Raw genomic sequence first — 20,103 nt, forward strand, 5'->3', positions numbered from 1 at the left:
GCGCCATGCTGCGGAATGATCCCATCAAGCATGTCTTCATCTGGCCGGCGGTGCTCGTCGTGCTGGCGATTTCGATCTTTCCGCTGATCTACTCGTTGACCACGAGCTTCCTCAGCTATCGGCTGATTCCGCCGATTCCGCCGCGCGTGGTGTGGTTCGGCAATTATGCCTCGCTCTTGCAGGAGCCGCGTTTCTGGAATGCGATCCTGACGACGACGCTGATCGCCTTCATCGCTGTCGGGTTGCAATATGTGATTGGTTTCGGCGTCGCGCTCGCGCTGAATGCGCGTGTGCCGGGCGAACGGCTGTTTCGCGTCGCCCTGCTGCTGCCGATGCTGCTGGCCCCTGTTGCCGTCGCACTGGTGGCCCGCATGATCTTCAATCCGACCATGGGACCGCTCAACCAGCTGCTGTCGATGTTCGGCCTGGCGAACCTGCCGTTCCTGACCAATGGACATTGGGCGCTCGCCTGCATCATCGCGGTCGAGATCTGGCAGTGGACGCCGTTCATCATCCTGATGATGTTGGCCGGCCTGCAAACGCTTCCCGAAGACGTCTACGAGGCCGCTGAGCTCGAGAATGCCAGCGCCTGGCAGCAGTTCTGGGGCATCACGTTTCCGATGATGCTGCCGATCTCCGGCGCGGTCGTGTTCATCCGCCTGATCGAAAGCTACAAGATCATGGACACCGTGTTCGTGATGACCGGCGGCGGACCTGGCGTGGATACCGAGACACTGACATTGTTCGCCTATCAGGAGGGCTTCAAGAAGTTCAATCTCGGCTACACGTCCGCGCTCAGCTTCCTGTTCCTGATCGCCATCACGATCATCGGCGTCACCTATCTGGCCCTGTTGCGGCCGCATCTGGAGAAGCGGCGATGAGCCGGCGGGGCCTCACCGGACTGTCGAGCTGGAACCGGCGCCTCGTCGCGGTCGGCGTGTTTGCATGGTGCCTGATCACGACGTTCCCGCTCTATTGGGTGGTGGTGACCGCCTTCAAGACGCCGCCGGGCGTGGTCGGCGGCCCGACCTACATCCCCTTCGTCGATTTCACGCCGACCCTCCAGCCCTTCATCGATCTCTACCAGGGGGTCCGGGGTGAGTTCTTCCGGACGTTCCTGAACTCGACGATCGTCGGCCTGTCCGCCGCAGCGATCGCCACCGCGATCGGTGCGATGGCGGCCTATGCTCTGGTGCGGTTCGAGTTCAAGGTTCGGTTCGGCGCAGGCCTGATCTTCTTCCTGCTCGCACTCGGCGCCTATCTGCTGTTCAACAACACTCTCGGATTCACCCGGCCGCAGGCGCTGCTGCTGGCGTTTCCGATCGCGCTGGTCGCTGCCATCATCGCCAACCGGCTGCCGTTGCCGGGCCCGATCCTCGGCAATGAGGACATCCTGTTCTGGTTTGTGAGCCAGCGCATGTTCCCGCCGATCGTCACGGCCTTTGCGTTGTATCTGCTCTACAGCGAAATTGGCCGGCTCGGCTTCCAGCTCGTCGACAGCTATCTTGGCCTGACGCTGTGCTACGTCGCGTTCTCGCTGCCGATCGTCGTCTGGCTGATGCGGGATTTCTTCGAGGCGATCCCGATCGAGGTGGAGGAAGCCGCGATGGTCGACAACGTGCCGAGCTGGCGCATCTTCCTCGGCATCGTGGTGCCGATGTCGATGAACGGGCTGCTCGCGACCTTCATGATCACGCTCGCCTTCGTCTGGAACGAGTTCCTGTTCGCGCTGTTCCTGACCAATTCCAGATGGCAGACGCTGCCGATCCTGGTGGCGGGACAGAACAGTCAGCGCGGTGACGAATGGTGGGCGATCTCCGCCGCGGCGCTCGTCGCCATCGTTCCGATGATGATCATGGCGGGCCTGCTCAGCCGCATGATGCGGTCGGGCCTGCTGCTCGGGGCAATCAAATAGCAAAAATCATCTAGGGAGGACTGGACGATGTTACGACGGACGTTTCTGATGCTGACCACCTCGCTCGCGATGGGTTGCGCCGCGAGCCAGGCGCATGCGGCCTGTAGCCCGGATTACTCCGGCGTCACCCTGACGGTGGCGACGCAGACCGGACCGTATATAGCCTCCGCGCTCAAGCTTGGCGCGGACGAATGGACCAAGAAGACCTGCGGCAAGGTCAATGTCGTCGAGTTTCCGTGGTCTGAGCTCTATCCGAAGATCGTCACGTCGCTGACCTCCTCGGATGCGACCTTCGATCTGGTCAGCTTCGCCCCGGCATGGCTGCCTGACTTCGTTCCCTATCTCAGCGAGATGCCCAAGGACATGCAGTCCGGCAAGGATTGGGACGATATCGAGCCGGCCTATCGCGAGCGCCTGATGGTGTGGGAAGGCAAGATCTATTCGCAATCGATGGACGGTGACGTCCACACCTACACCTATCGCACCGACCTGTTCAGCGATCCCAAGGAGAAGGACGCGTTCAAGGCCAAATACGGCTATGACCTGGCGCCGCCGAAGACCTGGAAGCAATATCTCGACATCGCGGAGTTCTTCCAGCGTCCGGATAAGGGACTTTGGGGCACCGCGGAAGCCTTCCGTCGCGGCGGCCAGCAGTTCTGGTTCTTCTTCAGCCACGCCGCCGCCTACACCAACAATCCGAACTATCCGGGCGCGATGTTCTTCGACCCCGAAACGATGGATGCCCAGATCAACAATCCCGGCTGGGTGAAGGGGCTGGAAGAGTATATCCGCGCATCGAAGCTCGGGCCGCCCAACGCGCTGAACTTCTCGTTCGGCGAGGTCAACGCGGCGGTCGCCGGCGGCCAGGTCGCGGAATCGATCGGCTGGGGCGACACCGGCGTGATTGCGGCCGACCCCAAGCAGTCGAAGATCTCAGGCAAGGTCGGCTCTGCGGTGCTGCCCGGCTCCGACGAGATCTGGAACGCGAAGACGAAAAAGTGGGACAAGTTCCCGGCGGTCCTGCCGGCGCCCTTCATGGCGTTTGGGGGCTGGCAAGTCGGTGTCCCGAACGCGGGCAAGAATCAGAAGGCGGCCTGGGATTTCGTGAAGACGCTGACGAGTCCCGAAGTCTCCGGCCAGGCGGCGATCACCGGCGGCACCGGCGTCAATCCCTACCGCAAGTCGCACACCGCGAATCTGGAATTGTGGAGCAAGATCTTCTCGCCGGCGGAAGCGAAGGAGTATCTCGGCGCGCAGGCCGAATCCATCAACGGCAAGAATGTCGCGCTCGACATGCGTCTGCCCGGCTATTTCTCCTACACTGAGGTTGTGGAGATCGAGCTTGGCAAGGCGCTTGCGGGCCAGACGACGCCGCAGGCCGCGCTGGACGCGATTGCGAAGGAATGGAATCGCCTGACCGACGAGTTCGGCCGCGCGAAGCAACTTGCCGCCTATCGCGCGGCGATGGGGCTTCCGCCCAAGAAGTAGTGTTCGCTGAGGCCTGCCCGGATGACGCGTGAGCCTCATCCGGGCGGGTTGGCCGTCGACAGAGAGGACGGAAAAAGGATTCCATGGCGCGCGTCGAGATCGAGAACGTCAGCAAGGCATACGGGCCCTACAAGATCATCGAGGGGCTCGATCTGAACGTGGCCGACGAGGAGTTCGTCGTGCTTGTCGGCCCGTCGGGCTGCGGCAAGACCACGACGTTGCGGATGATCGCGGGGCTGGAGACGGTCACCGGCGGAACCATCCGTATCGGCGAGCGCGATGTGACGCAGCTGCGTCCCGGCCTGCGCAATTGCGCGATGGTGTTCCAGAACTATGCGCTCTATCCGCATATGACGGTCGGAGAGAACATCGGCTACGGCATGAAGGTACGCGGCGAGCCACGCGCCAGTATCGCGAAAGCCGTCCAGGAGGTGGCGCGGGTGCTCGAGCTCGAGCAATATCTCGACCGCCGGCCCAAGCAGCTCTCCGGCGGGCAGCGCCAGCGCGTGGCGATCGGCCGCGCCATCGTGCGCAGTCCGGACGTGTTTCTGTTCGACGAGCCATTGTCGAACCTCGATGCCAAGCTCCGCATCGAGATGCGGACCGAGATCAAGTCATTGCATCGCCGTCTCGCCAAGACGATCGTCTATGTCACGCATGATCAGGTCGAAGCCATGACCATGGCCGATCGCGTCGTGGTCATGAATCGCGGCCGGATCGAGCAAGCGGCCGATCCGATCACGATCTACGAGAAGCCCAGCAATCTCTTCGTGGCGGGCTTTATGGGCGCGCCCAGCATGAATTTCGTTCACGGCGAAATCCTCGCCCGCGATGGCGCGCTGGTGTTCACCGAGCCGTCGGGGACGGCGTTGACACTGCCGAAATCCCGGGAGGCCGCCTATGCAGGCAGCGTCGGCAAGCCGGTTGTTCTCGGCGTGCGCCCCGACCACGTGCTGCGGCAGGACGCCCCGGCGGGCGCTTCCATCCGCCTGCTGGTGAAGGACGTTGAGCCGCTCGGGCCGCATACGCTGGTGATCGGCACTGTCGGCGCCTTTCCGTTCACGGCGCAGATGCCGGTGGGGGTGGCTGCGGCGCCCGATCAATTCATCGACGTCGCTCTCGACCTGGAGCGAACGCACCTCTTCGACAAGGCGACGGGGATGGCCATTCCCTGAACGGCGGCACCGGCGCGGCGGTCCACGTCGCCATCGCTCGCGAAGAACGTCGTATGGGGTTCTGCTTGGGGCGCTGGGCGCCGGATCTGGCCTGGAACGACTTGGCCGGCGCTGCGGGACCGTGATGTCTGATCTGGACTTGGCTCATGCCGTGTCTGGACGCAGGCTCGCCATGCAAACGGCTCCTCCCGTGTGACCAGGGTGCAACCAGCTGGTTCGAGGAGCTTCCGATGAGCTGCCACCAACGCTCTAAGGCGTTGGCAGACCGACAGAAACGCTGGCGCACCCGACACGATTCGAACGTGTGACCTTTGCCTTCGGAGCATTTTAAGTTGTACTGCGCGAGAAAACGCCAGGACATCCAATGCTACGATATCCCACTCTAATCATTATCGAATCTGGAATGAGCCTGCGCCGGGCATATCCTGCGACACGCTCCTGTTTTCCTCCAAGTGCTTACGTGGTGCTTACGCGGAAGACGGGCTTCGGAGGAGAGAAAATCCATGCCTAAGCTCAGTAAACGCGTTGTCGAAGGCGCTGAACCTCAAAGCACAGACTACGTGATCTGGGATGACGAACTGCCTGGCTTTGGCCTGCGCGTCTTCAAGTCGGGCAAGCGCAGCTACCTAATTCAATACCGTTCAGCGGGCCGCTCTCGCCGCTATAGCATCGGGGTTCACGGTGTTTGGACGCCTGAGCTTGCCCGTAAGGAAGCCAAGATTCAGCTGGGGCGGGTCGCACAAGGTGACAACCCGGCCGAGGAGCGGCAGCTCGACCACAAGGCGGTGACGGTCAAGGAGCTCTGCGAACTCTACCTCAAAGACTTTGAAGCGGGTCTTATTCTAGGCAAGGGCGGACGCCCGAAGAAGTCGACAACGTTGGTGACGGACACTGGGCGCATCCATCGTCACATCATTCCGTTGATTGGCACACGCCGAGTCAAGGATCTCGTCAAAGCAGACGTCAACAAGGTCCTGAAGGACATCATGGCCGGGAAGACTCGTGCCAGCGTCAAGACCAAGAAGCTTCGTGGCCGAGCCAATGTACGTGGCGGCGTTGGCACGGCAACGCGAACCGTCGGTCTCCTCGGGGGCATTCTCACCTATGCGGTGGAGGCCGGGATCATCGAGCACAATCCAGCCCACGGCATTCGCAAGCCGAAGGACAATGTCCGCAATCGTCGGCTCACGGAGGCCGAGTACCGGACGCTGGGTGAGATGCTGGAAGAAGCAGCAAAGGACGAAAAGTACGCCATAACGGTCGACATCATCCGCCAGATCGCGCTGACCGGCTGCCGTCGTAGTGAAATCATCGGCCTGAGGTGGTCGGAAGTGGATACCGAGTCGAGCTGTTTCCGTCTAGCGGACAGCAAGGAGGGAGCCTCAATCCGACCGATTGGGCTTCCTGTAGTGGAATTCATGGACGCCCGAAAGAGAAAGAAAGTCGGTTCTTATGTTTTCCCGGGGTACGGGGACGATAACGCATTCGGCAGCTTTCCAAACCACTGGGAACAGTTGTTCAGCAAATCGTCGCTTCCAAACTTCACGCCTCACGTGCTGCGCCACAGTTTTGCTAGCATTGCGAACGATCTCGGCTTTACCGAGGTTACGATCGCAGCGCTGGTTGGCCATTCGAAGGGTTCCGTCACCAGCAAGTACATCCATACACTCGACACCGCGCTCATCATGGCCGCCGATACAGTTTCGGGCTACATCAAAGGGCTCCTCGACGGGGTGAAATTCAAGCAAACTGCTTACGCACTCGATCGCGACTCGCGGAAAGCAGCGTTGGCTCGTTTCTTAGCTCAAGCTGTCGGTGACCGGGCCGCCGAGGTTGAAGATCAGAGGAGCCTCGCTGCCTAGCGATGCCTGTGACTTGCAGATTACAAATCTAAGGTCAGACGTTTCAATCGTTTCGGGTGCGCCACTTCGTTACACACCTGCGAACACCGCCAGCCGTCACGACGCGGCCGACAACGCCTGGTCCGACGTCGCCTTATGTCCGATAATACGGATAACAATGTCGTCGACCTTGATTGGGTCAACGACACCCCCTGCATATAGACCTTCCGGAAAGGAATATCGCCGGAGGTGATATTCTCGCGCATTGCCTGCCGAAACGATTAATGGCTTCCGATCCAAGACCGTGGCGCCGGCCGTCTGGACTTGATCCGTTCCAATGCGTTTTGGCGCGATCCCGGTCGAACTTGAGCCTCGCGATTCTTTGCCTGAGCAGATCATTGAGACCGGTGATGTGATCCTCGACCATCTTGTAAAGGCGCTTCAATTTTTCGTCCGTTTCGGTGACCTCGGTTTGGATGGTGAGAAGCGCCAATCGACCAATCGCCTTTTTCGGCTGTCTTTGCCCAACACCGAGGCCAGATTGGCCGTTAACCGCTCAAGATTGATTGGGCGTTCCATCAAGTGGGTGGTGACGAGATGATCCAGCTTCTTCATTGGAACCGAGCGGCTCCCCTCCTGACAAGCGGAGCTAACCCCAGGAACCATAGGAAAGCTATACGTATCAGCTGATGGCGGAACATTTACCGATTGTCAGCCGAAGTTCCGTCTGATACAAAATGTCGGATATAAATATGTTATATCCGACGAATTAGATCGTCAGGCATGGCTAAGCGCCCGACGCAACAGGATCGTGCGATCGCCTTCCTCAAGGAGCGCGGCATCGCGCGCTCTTCCGAACTCGCGACCGCAGGCGTCTCGACGGCGACTATTGCCCGCATGAAGCAAAACGGTCTTGTCGCCCAACTGGGGCGCGGGCTCTATCAACTCCCCGACGCGCCCATCGAGACCCACCACTCTCTTGCCGAAGCCGCCAAACGCGCGCCCAAGGGGGTTATCGCGCTGACCTCGGCGCTTGCCTTCCACGACCTCACCGACGTCATGCCCTCCATGGTCTGGATGGCCATCGGTCCCAAGGACCGCGAACCGCAGGCCACCAACCCACCCATGCAGCTGGACCGCCTCGTTCCTAGACTGCCGAGTTAGCCGCCGGACTGAAGGAGCGCCTTTCCCTGATTGCAATTTCCGGTATTCTCAACGGATGGGGATCGGCAAGAACCTTTGGTTGATGGCGAAAACAGCCGGCGGACGTCGCGCCTTGAGCCGTCCCGATCTCTTTGCATATTGCGAATCCATGATCCGTCAGCCGCCGGCTCCTGCGGAGTTGGTCCGGGCCATGCAGGATCTGCATGTTCGCTGGGAAGGCGTCCGAATCTCGCTCGTCGAATATTATCGACGCCACTATCTAACGCCGGCTTTGGAAAGGATTGCTTCGGAGCCGACGTGGGAGCGTCAACGCGCCACCTGCCTGCGAGAAATCCTGAACGAGGCGCATTGGGCAAATTGGGAGTATTGCCTCAAGCAGGCTCGAACGCCGCTCGGAAAAGAGATCGTTCTTCAGAAATTACGCCAATTGTGGTCGAATCGGACCATTAAAGAATTGCAGCACTATGCCCTGCAATTCTATCTCGTCGCCCTCTGCACCAATGCCGTACTCACGACTGTTGGTAAATCGTTCTACAAATTTGACGAAGCCACCGAGCTGCAAATCAAGCTGCATGAGCAGTATGGCCGCGACATCTATATGCTCGAAATCGGCATCATGGATCTTGCGCATGACGTCTTCGCGGACGATGAGGCGCACGCTTACGAAATTGCAACCTTCAAGGATGAGCGCATGGCGCCGTTGGTGCAGGATATGTTCCGGCACCTCACGGCGACAAAGGAGCAGATCATTGAGGGGACTTTCGACATCGCAGAGTTCAAGCGGGTTGATGCGTCCATCGGGCACCAGAAAGCTGCACTCGCGGCCGAGCTGAGAAGTAACGTGTCTTAAGACGCCCAATGCGTTCATCGCAAGCGCGCTGGCGAGCCATCCACCGCCGCATCAGGAGCGCGAGCCTTTCAGAGCAGGGAAGCCTCGGCTGCCGCTTGAAGTGCTGCGCCGAGTTTGCGCACGAGCACTACGCATTCTCCCGCAGCGGCCCCTCGGATGACCAAGCGCTGGCTAGGCGATAAGCTGTGTCGCCGCTGCGAGTGCGATAATCCTCATAGATCCTCCAGGCTCGGCAGCGCATCGGTTTCTTGCCAACTTACCGGAATTCCCAACCCATTCACCCGCGCCTTCTCCAGTAAGCGGCCGCCCTGCGAAGTCAGGCGCCAGCTCAAGCTCGCCTGCCACTCTGCCGGCGTGAGCTCGGCAAGGCACTCGGGCACGCCAAACTTTTCGATGGTTGCCGCGCAATATTGCGTCTTAAAAGCGTAGTAGGTGTCCCACGTCCACCAGCCGCCGAGCAAAGCAATGACGAGGCTTGCTGCCGTGGCATACAGCTTCTTGCGGAAGGCCGCCCGGGCGCGCTCCTCGTCTCGGCGAGCGAGATCGTCATAACGGCAGCCGATCAGACCAGCGGCCAACCGCAACAGTGCGCGCCTCTCGGTCGATTTGCGTGTTTCATCCTGGCGCGGCCGCACATCGGCCGCGACGGGCTTGATTTCCTCGAATGTCACGCGCTCCGTGCCGTCGGGGTTCGTGAAGACTTGGCGACGCTGGCGGAGTTCCGGCGGAAAAGAATCTTCTGGTTGGCCCGCGATCAGCAGCGGCAGGATGCGGTCGCCCTTGCCCATCTCTTGAAACAGCGAGATCTCGCGTCTCACCCACTTCGAAGCCGGCGTGTCCGGCGAGCAGATGATGATGAGGTGGTCGCTTCGCGCCAGCGCGGATCTTATTTCTTCAGAAAGATCCTGCGTCGAAGGAATCTCGTCCTCGTCGTGGAAGATATGCCCGATGCGATCTGGAAATGCCTGCTGCTAGAGTGCGCGTGGCGTACGATAGGTCTCGAGGGCGGCCATGATCTTCATCGCCCATTCGCGATCCCGCGGGCGGTGCCGGTAGCTGATGAAGGCGGCATAGCGGCGCGGCAGCGCAGACGGATTCGGGGGGACGAAATGTAGTTCACGACCGGACTCCTGTTATACGCGAACCATGGATGCCCGATATTCGATGTGCTGGTCCTCGGGCACCCTTCGATCATCGGCCTGCATCTTGAATTTGCAGCCGCATGGACGCCTGCGTAAATCAATGCCCTACATTCCGAGCGTCATTAAACTCCCGCGCGGCAGCGGCAAGCACCGGATCCGTGCGATACTTATCCAGCAGAGGCGGCAGCAATGCTCCGGCCTGTTGCCAGAGCTGCTGGCCTGCCTCGGGACGCGCCGTTTGCGCGATCGATGCGTAACGGCGAAGGGTGTAGAATAAGTCGCGTTGCCAGCGCGCGTTCTGCGGATCGATTTTCTCAGCGAGCCGGCGGCGTATGCCGAGTCCGTCGTCGTAGTCTCGAAAAGCGGCCTCTCGATTGTCGCGCAACAGATGAGCGTCTCCCCGAAAGCCGTACAGCAGTGCTTGGTAGCGTAGCAATTCGGCGTTGTCTCCATCGGCTGCGAGGGCGGCGGCGACCTCGCCCAATCCCTCATCGAGAAGTGTGATCGCCTGCTCCGGATCAGTCGGCATGGCCGCCAGTCCCGCCAGCGACAGGCTCCAGATGACGTCGCGATGACGTCGGACGTCCTGGCCTCCGCTCGCGTACAATTTCCGCCGGAGTGCGAGCCCGCGTTCGTAATCCCGCCCGGCCCTGGCGGCGAGCAACGCGCGGTCATCCGGAATCGCACCCTTGACCAGGAGCGTGTAGCCCTCATGTTGTGAGATCCGCAGGTGATTGTCCCCGAAACGGTTATAAAGTTGAGATCTTTCGCCGAGCCATTCTTCATCGCCAGGACGCACGGCGAGATAACCGTCGATCAGAACTCGCGCTTTCTCATAGTGAGCCTCTGCGTCCTCGAACTCACTCGCAGTTCGAAGCACGTCGCCAATCCGCGCCTGGGCTCTGGCCAGCAGCAGGCAGGAGGGCTGGAGACATGGTAGGTCACCGCGCGCTGCGCCGCCGTCGAGTTGCGCTTGCGCCAAGTCGCGGGCACGCTCGAAACTGCCGCGCGCCGCGTCTAGATCGCCACCATTGCGCAGCGAATCTCCGGTTTGCATCAAGGCTCGATAGAGCCTTGCGCGGGCGTCGGGGGTTCGACCCGCTTCGCCGGTCTGTGCCAGCAACTGGTCGGCGGTTCTCAAAGCTCGCAGACCATAGTCGTGAGCGCGGGCGAGATCGCCTGAATTCCAATAGGTCTGGTGGAATTCGATCAACAATTCGAAACGCGTCAGCAGCAGACTGCTGGATGTATCGGTCTCCGGCGCGATACGATCCATGACCTGCTCTGCCGTTTGCAAGAGTGTGCGGATCAGTCCTTGGGACATGCCCTTCTGGTAACGAAGCGATTTCACGAAGTCGAACACTAGGCCGTCGGCAGCGGTCTTGGCTGCGACGAAGTTTCGTTCGGCGGCGCGCATCTGCAAGAAAGCGAACCCGCTGATCGCGATGGCGAGTGTCGCCGCCGTCAATGACATCACCACGGTCCGGCGTTGGCGTCGCGTCGTTTGCCTGCGGCTATCGGTGACGAAGTCTCGCGTCCAGCTGGCCGGCTCCTCACTGCGGCGAGGCCGCGCTGCCAGCCAGCGCTCCGCCTCCTCCAGAGCGGGAGATCGCAGCAGCAGCCCCGTGGGACGATGCTTTACTTCCCATCGTCTGGCAGCGATAGCGATCTGAGTGTGTTGGCGCGTCCAGTCGATATCGTCTGCCAAAGCGGCGGCGAGCGCAGCTGTGCTGGGTTCGAACGTCTCTTGGTTAAAGTCGAACAGCTGAAGCGGCTTCAAAGCCGCAGGCAGATCTCTTTCGGGCACAGGTCGATAGCGGATTGGGGCCAGGCGCTTCCCAAGCGAGACGGCGAATTCGATCTCCTTCAAACAATACGGACTCGACACGGCGTCCGGGCTGAGGACCACTGCGACAATATCGGAGCTGGAGATCAGAAGCTCGATCTCGGCCCACCAGTCCTTGAAGTGATGAATATCGCGCCGGTCGATCAGGAGTTCGAAGCCCCTGCCGGTGAGTGCCGTGTCCAGCCGATCCACGAAGAGGGTATCGACCCGCGAGTAGGAAATGAAAATATGCGCGAGCGCTGCCGGAGCCATAGCTTAAAGGGCCAAGACGGACATACAAGCTATGCAATCGGCGCTTCCATAAATTGTCAAGTCTGATTATTTGCAATTCCTGATAAGATTCACTCTCGGAGTGTGACGGTCATTCAACCGCCAGCCGTCGAGGATACTACCAACTGGTGAAGCAATCCGCTTGTCCAGCACAAAGAAACAAGGCTCTATTGGTGCCCAGCCGGACGACATTCCGAGGAAAGGTAGTAAGTGATGACCGTTCAAGCCCTGGAAAGCGATGCCAATGCACTCGGCGAATATCCTCCCATGCCGGGGCTGACATTGCGGGTGGGCATCACTGGACATCGCCCGAAGCCAGAACGGCTGCCCCCCCAATCGATCAGCTTCGTGACAAACCGACTCAAAGAGGTGTTTGATGCGGTGGACCGGGCGCTGTCCGACCTGATCGAGAAATACCAGGACTATTACGAAGGCGTCCCAAAAGTGCGGCTGGTCTCGGGCCTCGCGGAAGGCGCAGACCAGCTTGCGGTCGCTGCGATGCCGGCCGCCTGGGCACTCGACGCAATATTGCCGCTGCCGCGTGACCATTATGTGAAGGATTTCGAAACGCCGCTGCTCGGCGATGGCGACTCGGCGGTCAAAACTTTCACGAATTTGGTGGATCGCGCCGAAACCGTGCTGGAGCTGCCGACCGAATCTGTTGGTGTCCGCGGCGGGGGCGATGAAGCGGCAGAGCCGCTCGGGTTGGCGCGCGAAGCAGCCTATGTGCGTCTCGGCGGATTCCTGCTGCGGCAGATCGACATCCTGGTTGCGGTGTGGGACGACAAGGCCGACGAAGGCCGGGGCGGCACGGGGGATGTGGTGCGTGCTGCGGTCGCCGCAGGCATCCCGACGGTATGGATCAATCCGCTGCATGGCAGTCCCGCCCGAATAATCGAGGGGTTCGATGAAAGGGGCAAGACCATCGCGCCAGATGCCGATTGCACGAAGGGCTCATTGAGCGAGGCCATCGATGTCCTGATCGGCATTGCGGAAGCCAAGTCTGACAGCGACGAGAAGCTTGAGGCCGAGCCGGTCGCCCAGCGACTGAAGGACTACGCGCAAGAGACGTGGCCTTCCCCATCGCGATGGATCGCATATGACGCCTTCCGGCGTGTAGTTGAGGGCAAGCCGATACGCAGTGCGATCGCGAGCGATAGGGCCGAGCATCGCTTGCGGTGGGACCCACCGCCCAGTCAGATTCCAGCCGTCGGCCCGCTCCGCGCAAGTCTCGAGGAAATGCTGCTGCCGCGATTCGCCTGGGCGGAAGCGCTCGCTAGCGCCTATTCCCATCGATATCGGTCGGCGTATATCGTCTGCTATACACTGGCCAGCTGTGCGGTTGCTGTGGCCCTTATGGGCGTCTTCGCCCACGATTGGTTTCGAGAAAATCATGACCAACTTCTGCTAGCAAAGGCCATTCTGGTCCTGATCGAACTCTTACTGATCGGTTTCGTGGTGTGGATCGTCACGCAGGGGCGCCGCGAACGCTGGAAAGAGAAATGGATGGAGTACCGGTGCCTTGCCGAGTTGCTATTAAATGCCAGGTTTCTTGCCTTTGTCGGCGAGCACGGCCGCGCCCACCGCTTTGGTGCGGCATCGACGGCGAACGGGTGGGTGCTTTGGTATTTGCGCGCAACTATCCGTGAGATCGGCCTGCCCTCGGCTTCGCTCGACGGCACCTACCAACGTAGCCTCTTGGGTGCGCTCGACCGTCTCGTTGTGACCACGCAGCGGAATTGGCATCAAGGCAACGCAGCGGCGTTGCGACGTATGGACCAATGGCTGCATCGCTTTGCTGACGGGTGCTTTCTTCTTACGGCCGTCGTCCTCGGTGCCTTCCTGCTGGGTTGTGCCTGTCAGGAAGCCTTGCAGCTATGGGGCGATCACGCCGCGGCCGAATGGCTTTCTGGTCATCTGGTGGCGAGCACTAACCTTTTAACATTCTTTGCGGCGCTATTGCCGGCGTTCGGGGCGGCGGCGGCGGGCGTGCGCGAGACCGGAGATTTCGGCAAGGTGGCGGAGCGGTCTACCAAGACCGTCGAGGCTCTCAACGAGATTTCGGGAGACATCAAGAAAGCCCGCAGCACGCTCAGGCTTGACGAAACTGGAGATATGTTGCTGACCACCGCGCAGATACTGACCGAGGATCTCGCCGCTTGGCAGTCGGTCTATGGCCACAAGCGCCTAGAATTGCCATGAGCTGCTGTTCGAGGACGCTAGCGAAGATGCTTCTGGATTGTACGCCTTGGTAGTGCGGATGATCGAACCGAGGTCGCGGCTTTCGTTGCCGATCTAGACGAGCGATTCCAGGAGAGTTGTTACGTACATGTAGCGGTCCTCGCGCGCATTTCCTGACGTCAACAGGGCCTTGATACTCGAAGGATCGACGGCCCGGGCGCTTGACTGGCCGGGCCAGCTCGTCTTTTCGGTAGGCGAACGATGCCGAGTCGTCGGACGATGCGACTAGCGCGATTTCTTCCTGTGGTGCGAAATTTCAGCTTGGTCAAAGGTAGACCGGGGGTGAAGCCGCATGGAATTCGTCGACCTCGAGACCTCCTCGATCGCACAAAAGACAAGCGCAGACGCAGCCGGCTCATATTGGATCCATGCTTTTCAGCGAGGCAAGTCAGCGCAAGCTTTTGGAAAACCCCGTTGCATTTCCAACGTTTCTTGCGTCAAATTTAGTTCCAAAGCGCGGCCGAAGCGAGCCTTAGATGTCCAATATTTTCATAAGCCATTCAAGCAAGGATTTGGCCGAGGTTGTTCGGCTTAAGGAGTGGTTGGATGGGCAAGGTTTTTCGAGCATTTTTCTCGATTTCGATACGGAAACCGGTATTGCCCCGGGGGCAGACTGGGAGCGCACAATTTACCGCGAAATCGACCGGGCGGCCGCCGTCCTTCTGGTCTTAACGCCAAGTTGGCTCGCATCGAAATGGTGCTTCGCCGAGTTCACTCAAGCGCGAGCACTTGGCAAGGCGATCTATCCGCTTATAGAGTCGCCGGACGGCGATCTGATTGTCTCACCTGATATCCAGCATCTGGATCTGGTCAAAGACCGTGAGGGCGGACTAAACCGTCTCGCGAGAGATCTCAACGCGCTTATACTCAATTCACAGGGCGGGTTTGAGTGGGACCAAACGCGTTCGCCGTTTCCTGGCCTTTCCGCAATGGAAGAGGCTGACGCTGCGGTCTATTTCGGTCGCGACGACGACATTCGCCGTCTCATTGAACGGCTCAACGCGCGCCGTTCTCAAGGCGGTGAAAAGATCGTGACCCTGCTCGGAGCATCAGGCTCAGGCAAATCATCTTTGATCCGAGCTGGCGTGCTCCCACGCCTTAGCCGCGACAAGACGAGATGGATCCTCCTGCCGCCGTTCCGCCCGCGCACACGGCCAATCGACGAATTCGCGCAGACTCTCGCCAGCGTAAGTGGCGAGGACTGGCGCGCTTGGCTGCAACGCTTAGAAACGGAGGATGCGACCCGTGCCCTATTAAATCTGGCGCGTGATCTGAGGATGGCCCGTGGTGCCAACGAGGCAACCATACTGCTCACCATCGATCAAGGTGAGGAGTTGTTTAGCATCTCGGAAACGGCCCAGAGCCACAAGATGCTGGAATTGATCCAAGCGATGTCGGCCGACATCATGCCGTTTGTTACTATGATCGGCCTGCGCTCGGACTACTTGCCGCAATGGCAGGCGGCAGAGTCGCTGACTAGCAGCCGGTTCGAGCAGGTTTCGTTAAAGCCAATGCCTGTAGAGCGGATACGTCAGATTATCGAGGGGCCCGCGCGCGTGGCTGGTCTTGCCGCCGACGAAGGGCTGATAATGGCGGCCGCTCGCGACGCCGCGGTTGACGACGCTTTACCCTTGTTAGCCTTTGCCCTGCGAGAGCTCAGCGATGGGCGGGGCAGCTCGAGCCGGTTAGCGCTCGCCGACTATCAGGCTCTTGGCGATATGAAGGAGAATCTCTCTCCGCTGGAAAACGCGGTACGGCGTCGTGCCGACGCTACGCTCGCAAGAAGAAGGGCGACCGACGAGGATTTGGCCGCACTTAAGGACGCTCTCGTTCCCGCCGCCGTGCGCGTCAATCTCGAGGGTGAGTATGTGCGACGGCCGGCGCTGTTCGATGAGATGCCAGCGCGTGCCCGACCCATGATCGAGGCGCTAGTCGATGCTCGGTTGCTGACGTCGAGTGCTGACGATGGTGTGCGTCAAGTCGAGGTTGTGCACGAGGCGCTACTTCGCAAATGGCCATTGCTACGCGGTTGGCTTGACGAGGAGCGTGAATTCATCATCGGCCGCGAGCAGCTGAGACATGACGTTGCTGATTGGCGCAATGCCTCCGGAAAAGCCAAGATGGGCGCCTTGCTGACGGGCCTAAAGCTTTCGAAGGCACGCATATGGTTGACTGACCATGCGCGCCATATCGACAAAGAAGAGCAATCCTTTATTCAAGCCAGCATTCGCGAAGCCGATAGTCAGGTTCGACGGCGGCGATTTCTGATGCGCGCCGCGGTCACTGCAGCAGTGGTCGCTACTATGTTTGCCGGGCTAGCTGGCTGGCAGTGGAATGTCGCTGATAAAGCAACGGTACTCGCCTTGAACAGCGAGCAGGAGGCGCTCGCCCAGAAACGCATCGCCGACAACCAGGCCTCGCTCGCGACCGAACGTGGCACTGAGGCCGAAAGACAGCGCGACGCTTCACAGAGGAGCGCGGCTGAGGCTGTTGCGCAACAACGAATTGCCGAGGCAAATCAGGCTGCCGCGCTTACTTCACTCGCTGAGACGAGATTATCAAACAATCCGGCTGAGGCGATTAAGCTTGCGCTGGCGGCATGGCCTCGCGACGAAATCGACCCACTCAAACGTTCGCTGTCAACGTTCTCAATATTGCAGAGGGGAGTATCGCAACAATTCGCTCGCCGGGTGCTGGCCGGACACACTCGTGCAGTCCTGGACATTGAATTCTCGCCCGACCAGAAGCAACTGCTTACGGTGTCAGAAGACGGAACGGCACGAACCTGGGACGTGGCCTCTGGCGAATCGGTTCGTGTACTCGACCCAAAAGCAGGACCGCTCAGTCGCGCGCATTATTCACCCGACGGCGCTCTCATCGTCACCGCTGGCAATGATCGCGCGGCATGGATATGGGATAGCAGAACGGGCATCGCAGTCGGAAAACTTGAGGGCCATACGGATAGCTTGACCGACGCGCAATTTTCGCCTGATGGGCAGCGCATCCTCACAACTTCAAGCGATAACACAGCGAGGCTTTGGAATGCCGTGACCCGCTCGCTGATCGCAACATTGACGGGTCATAAAGATATTGTGCACGGGGGGTTTTCTCGCGACGGCGAACGGATTGTCACTGTCTCCGGGGGGCTTCTGGACAACAACGACCCCGCCGTAGCTATTTGGGATGGCCGAACTGGAATGAATCTTACATTCTCAAACAGGCAGCCTGGAGGTGTTAAAGGCGTCGCCTTCTCTCCCGACGGCGTAACTTTCGCTACTTATATGGGCGCTGCGGATCCGAGCGCCGAAGATCGAGCAAATTCTGTGCGAATATGGAGCCTGCGAGACGGTCGGCTGCGCGCCCAACTCGTGGGTCATGGTAAGCCGGTGGAGGACGTCGCCTTTTCCCCTAATGGGAAAATTGTTGCAACTTCGGCGCTCGACGGTGCTGTGCGGCTTTGGAACGCAAATTCCGGTGCTTTGCTCGGGACATTGAAACACACTGCCGGCGAGAAGGGCATCGGATTAGGGCGCGCTAGCTTTTCCCCAGGTGGCAGCCGGTTGATTAGTGTTGCAACGGATGGATCGATCAAAGTGTGGGAAACTACGACCGGGAAGCTGATTGCCAATCTGAAGGGCCATCGGGCCGCGGTCGAAAAGGCGATCTATGCGATGCCCCCGGATCGTATAGTATCTGTGTCAGCTGACAAAACGGCAATTTTTTGGGATGCGACCTCCTTTTCGGCGAAGTTGATCTTTGGTGGAGGGCAAGTGCGGTTCAATGCAGGCGAGTTTTCCGCTGACGGATCTAAGATAATTTTGGCCGGTGGGAATGGATCAGGAATTATCGATGATCTTTCATCCGGTTCTGTGTCTGAGACAACGCCCGGGAAGTTTACAGTCTCAGACGCTCGCCTGACCTCGTCTGGAGATCGACTTATTACGCGCGACGCGCATCATCATGTGACGATCTGGACTGTGCCGGAACTAAAGCGGGTGCGAGACTTAGATGACGTTTTTACTCTTTCGTCTCTTGCGATCTCAAAGAGCGGAAAGTTACTTGCTGCCGATCTAGTAGATAACGATGAGTTTCACGTTGGCTTCGTTGATCTCGATAGCGGCAAGACGCTTAGAGTGATCAGTGAGACATCGAACCCCACAGCTGCTATCGCCTTCTCACCCAATGCGGATGTACTGGCACGTGCGAGCATTGAAGGCGAACTCGGCATCTGGCGCGTTAGTGACGGCGCCTTGATCGCGAAACTCGTGGGTCATCGTGAAGGTATACTTGACATCGCGTTTTCGCACGACGGAAAGCGACTAGTCACTGCATCCGTGGACGCGACGGCTCGGGTGTGGGATGTAACCACGGGCAAGCAGCTATTCGTATTGCGAGGCCATTCGTCTCCGGTGAGGAACGTAGAGTTTTCTCCGAACGATCGTCTTATCCTTGCTGCTGCAAACCAGCTTAGACTTTACGATGCACTTACTGGTGAGCAAAAGGTCGTGATCGATAACACCGGGAGCCCAGCACATTTTTCACCATCCGGCAGGTTCATTGCGGGTCACCCAGAGTCTCCCGGCGCGATCTCGATCTTTGATGTTGAGACAGGAACGTCAATCGTTACGATTCTTGCTCACGAGGGAGAGGTCACGTCGGCGTCTTTCTCACCCGACGGGAAGTCTCTACTGACAACAGGCGAGGACGGCTACGCTCGTATTTGGTCGCTAGAAGGAGTTCCCGAAAAGTCGATCTTGGGAATCGCCTGTGCGCAGCTAGCGGATAGGAACTTTCAAACGCTCGCCTCTTCAATTGCGTTAGGCGCGGTCGAGCCGTCTTGCACGGGCGCCGAGCCGCTCCCAAACGGCGCGGACCTGATTGCGGCGGTAGATGCGAAACGTGATGGCATCACTAGCGCCAGAGTAGCACTATTCTCGGGTAAATTTGCTGACGCGATCGAATACGCGCGTGCGGCACTTCTCTACGGCGATGAAAAAGATAAGACATTGGCGGGGCTTGTAACTGCACATGCGCTTATGCTGATGGGCCGTACAGACGAGGCGCGTGAGGCATATCTTGCTCGGCAAGGCAAGCTCATACGATATTTTCTGAACATGCGAAATGGCGATGTTAAGTCGGTCGGGTCGAACACGGTTGATAGTTGGGAGCGGACTGCATTGGATGATTTCGCCGAGCTGCGCGCGGCCGGCTTACAGCGCCCTTTGATGGATGAGATTGGAGGAGCCTTCTCTAAAACACTTGCGCGGTACGAAGATGCCGTCAACTCGTTCAGAGAGGCTGACGAAAAATACTTTGCACACGACTACGTCACCGCTTTACCGATGTATGAACTAGCGTTGACGGCTTTGGAAAAGCGCTCTGGCGATCTGTCAAACCAGGACAAATATGCGCAGCTGAAGTTCATGATCATCATGGCAATGGGAGAATGCGCAAAGAAGAAAAAGGATATGTCTATGGCTGTGAAATACTATGAGCTCGCTAGCTACCTGATCGAATCGAAAGTGAAGGAAAGCAAGAACGATGAAATTTGGCAGTACGATCTAATCGCGGCACAGTTTTTCCTCTCGACCGTTGTAGCTGACTCATCTGCTCCACTATTAAGAGCGGAAACAGCGGTCAAGAATCTAGTTTATCACACTGAGGGAAGTGTTGTCGACCTTACGCAATATTATCCTAAGATTTTGGCGGCGCTCGACAAGCTCGTCACCGACCGGGCGCGTTCTTTTTATGATAAGAGACAATATATCGACGCGTTAGAAATCTTCAAAGAGGATGTCGGCCGTGCCCGTTTTGCTGCGCAGTACGGATTCATTGGCAAACATAACCTATCGAGCGTCTTGAACCTTGAAGCTTGGTACGCAATCTTTGCGCGTGATTTTGAACTCACGCGTTCGGATTCAGAGAGAGCAATCGCTCTCGTTGAGACAGATGAACAGAGATTTGGGCCTATGACGAACAGGGCTCATGCGCTCATGTTGCTCGACCGCATCACAGAAGCTAGGGATGCGTATATGGCGGGTCGAGGGCTCACAAGCTCAGAGAAGGAAACTTGGGAGCACGCCATTCTAAGTGATTTCGTAAAGTTCAGAGCTGCAGGCATCTCGCATCCCTTGATGGGAGAAATCGAGAAAGCATTCAAGAAGAGATGAC

12 protein-coding genes are annotated in these 20,103 nt (G+C 58.9%); 10 read left to right on the forward strand and 2 right to left on the reverse strand.

Features of this window, described 5'->3' with window-relative positions; all coding sequences use genetic code 11:
• The first annotated feature begins 5 nt into the window (after positions 1–5).
• From HL671_RS25045 to HL671_RS25080, 8 genes are all read left to right on the forward strand, one after another.
• Entirely contained in the window at positions 6–881 is an 876-nt protein-coding gene (locus HL671_RS25045; protein ID WP_041751785.1) for a carbohydrate ABC transporter permease, read from the forward strand.
• Positions 878–1,915, forward strand: coding sequence for a carbohydrate ABC transporter permease (locus HL671_RS25050; RefSeq protein WP_172239596.1), 1,038 nt, complete (start codon positions 878–880; stop codon positions 1,913–1,915). The genes HL671_RS25045 and HL671_RS25050 overlap by 4 nt, the downstream gene beginning before the upstream one ends.
• A 48-nt stretch (positions 1,916–1,963) precedes the next feature.
• Entirely contained in the window at positions 1,964–3,403 is a 1,440-nt protein-coding gene (locus HL671_RS25055) for an extracellular solute-binding protein (RefSeq protein WP_246579368.1), read from the forward strand.
• A gap of 83 nt (positions 3,404–3,486) precedes the next feature.
• Positions 3,487–4,578, forward strand: a complete 1,092-nt coding sequence (locus tag HL671_RS25060; protein ID WP_172239602.1) for an ABC transporter ATP-binding protein — start codon at positions 3,487–3,489, stop codon at positions 4,576–4,578.
• Positions 4,579–5,081: 503 nt separating this feature from the next.
• The gene (locus HL671_RS25065; protein WP_172239605.1) at positions 5,082–6,440 is read left to right on the forward strand and encodes a tyrosine-type recombinase/integrase; all 1,359 of its coding nucleotides are present in this window, start codon (positions 5,082–5,084) and stop codon (positions 6,438–6,440) included.
• A gap of 316 nt (positions 6,441–6,756) precedes the next feature.
• On the forward strand, positions 6,757–7,020 hold the full coding sequence (locus tag HL671_RS25070; RefSeq protein ID WP_172239608.1) for a hypothetical protein: 264 nt from the start codon (positions 6,757–6,759) through the stop codon (positions 7,018–7,020).
• A 182-nt stretch (positions 7,021–7,202) separates the two neighbouring features.
• A complete protein-coding gene (locus tag HL671_RS25075; protein WP_246705923.1) occupies positions 7,203–7,583 on the forward strand; it encodes a type IV toxin-antitoxin system AbiEi family antitoxin domain-containing protein in 381 nt (126 codons plus the stop codon).
• Positions 7,584–7,665: 82 nt separating this feature from the next.
• Positions 7,666–8,433 (forward strand): hypothetical protein, encoded by a 768-nt coding sequence (locus HL671_RS25080; RefSeq protein WP_172239611.1) that lies wholly within the window; start codon positions 7,666–7,668, stop codon positions 8,431–8,433.
• A 212-nt stretch (positions 8,434–8,645) separates the two neighbouring features.
• Here the strand turns inward: HL671_RS25080 and HL671_RS25085 are convergent, their stop codons facing one another.
• Together HL671_RS25085 and HL671_RS25090 are read right to left on the reverse strand one after the other, a co-directional pair.
• Positions 8,646–9,383: a toll/interleukin-1 receptor domain-containing protein gene (locus tag HL671_RS25085; protein WP_172239875.1), complete on the reverse strand. Its 738-nt coding sequence runs from the start codon at positions 9,381–9,383 to the stop codon at positions 8,646–8,648.
• A gap of 289 nt (positions 9,384–9,672) precedes the next feature.
• Positions 9,673–11,673: a toll/interleukin-1 receptor domain-containing protein gene (locus tag HL671_RS25090; RefSeq protein WP_172239614.1), complete on the reverse strand. Its 2,001-nt coding sequence runs from the start codon at positions 11,671–11,673 to the stop codon at positions 9,673–9,675.
• A 231-nt stretch (positions 11,674–11,904) separates the two neighbouring features.
• On the opposite strand from HL671_RS25090, the gene HL671_RS25095 reads away from it, so the two are divergent.
• Positions 11,905–13,893 carry a hypothetical protein gene (locus HL671_RS25095; RefSeq protein ID WP_172239617.1) on the forward strand — a complete coding sequence of 663 codons (1,989 nt, stop codon included), beginning with the start codon at positions 11,905–11,907 and terminating at the stop codon, positions 13,891–13,893.
• 515 nt (positions 13,894–14,408) lie between these two features.
• Entirely contained in the window at positions 14,409–20,102 is a 5,694-nt protein-coding gene (locus HL671_RS25100; protein WP_172239620.1) for an nSTAND1 domain-containing NTPase, read from the forward strand.
• The last annotated feature ends 1 nt before the right edge of the window (position 20,103 follow it).

Source organism: Bradyrhizobium denitrificans (assembly GCF_013179005.1).
Classification (GTDB): domain Bacteria; phylum Pseudomonadota; class Alphaproteobacteria; order Rhizobiales; family Xanthobacteraceae; genus Bradyrhizobium; species Bradyrhizobium denitrificans.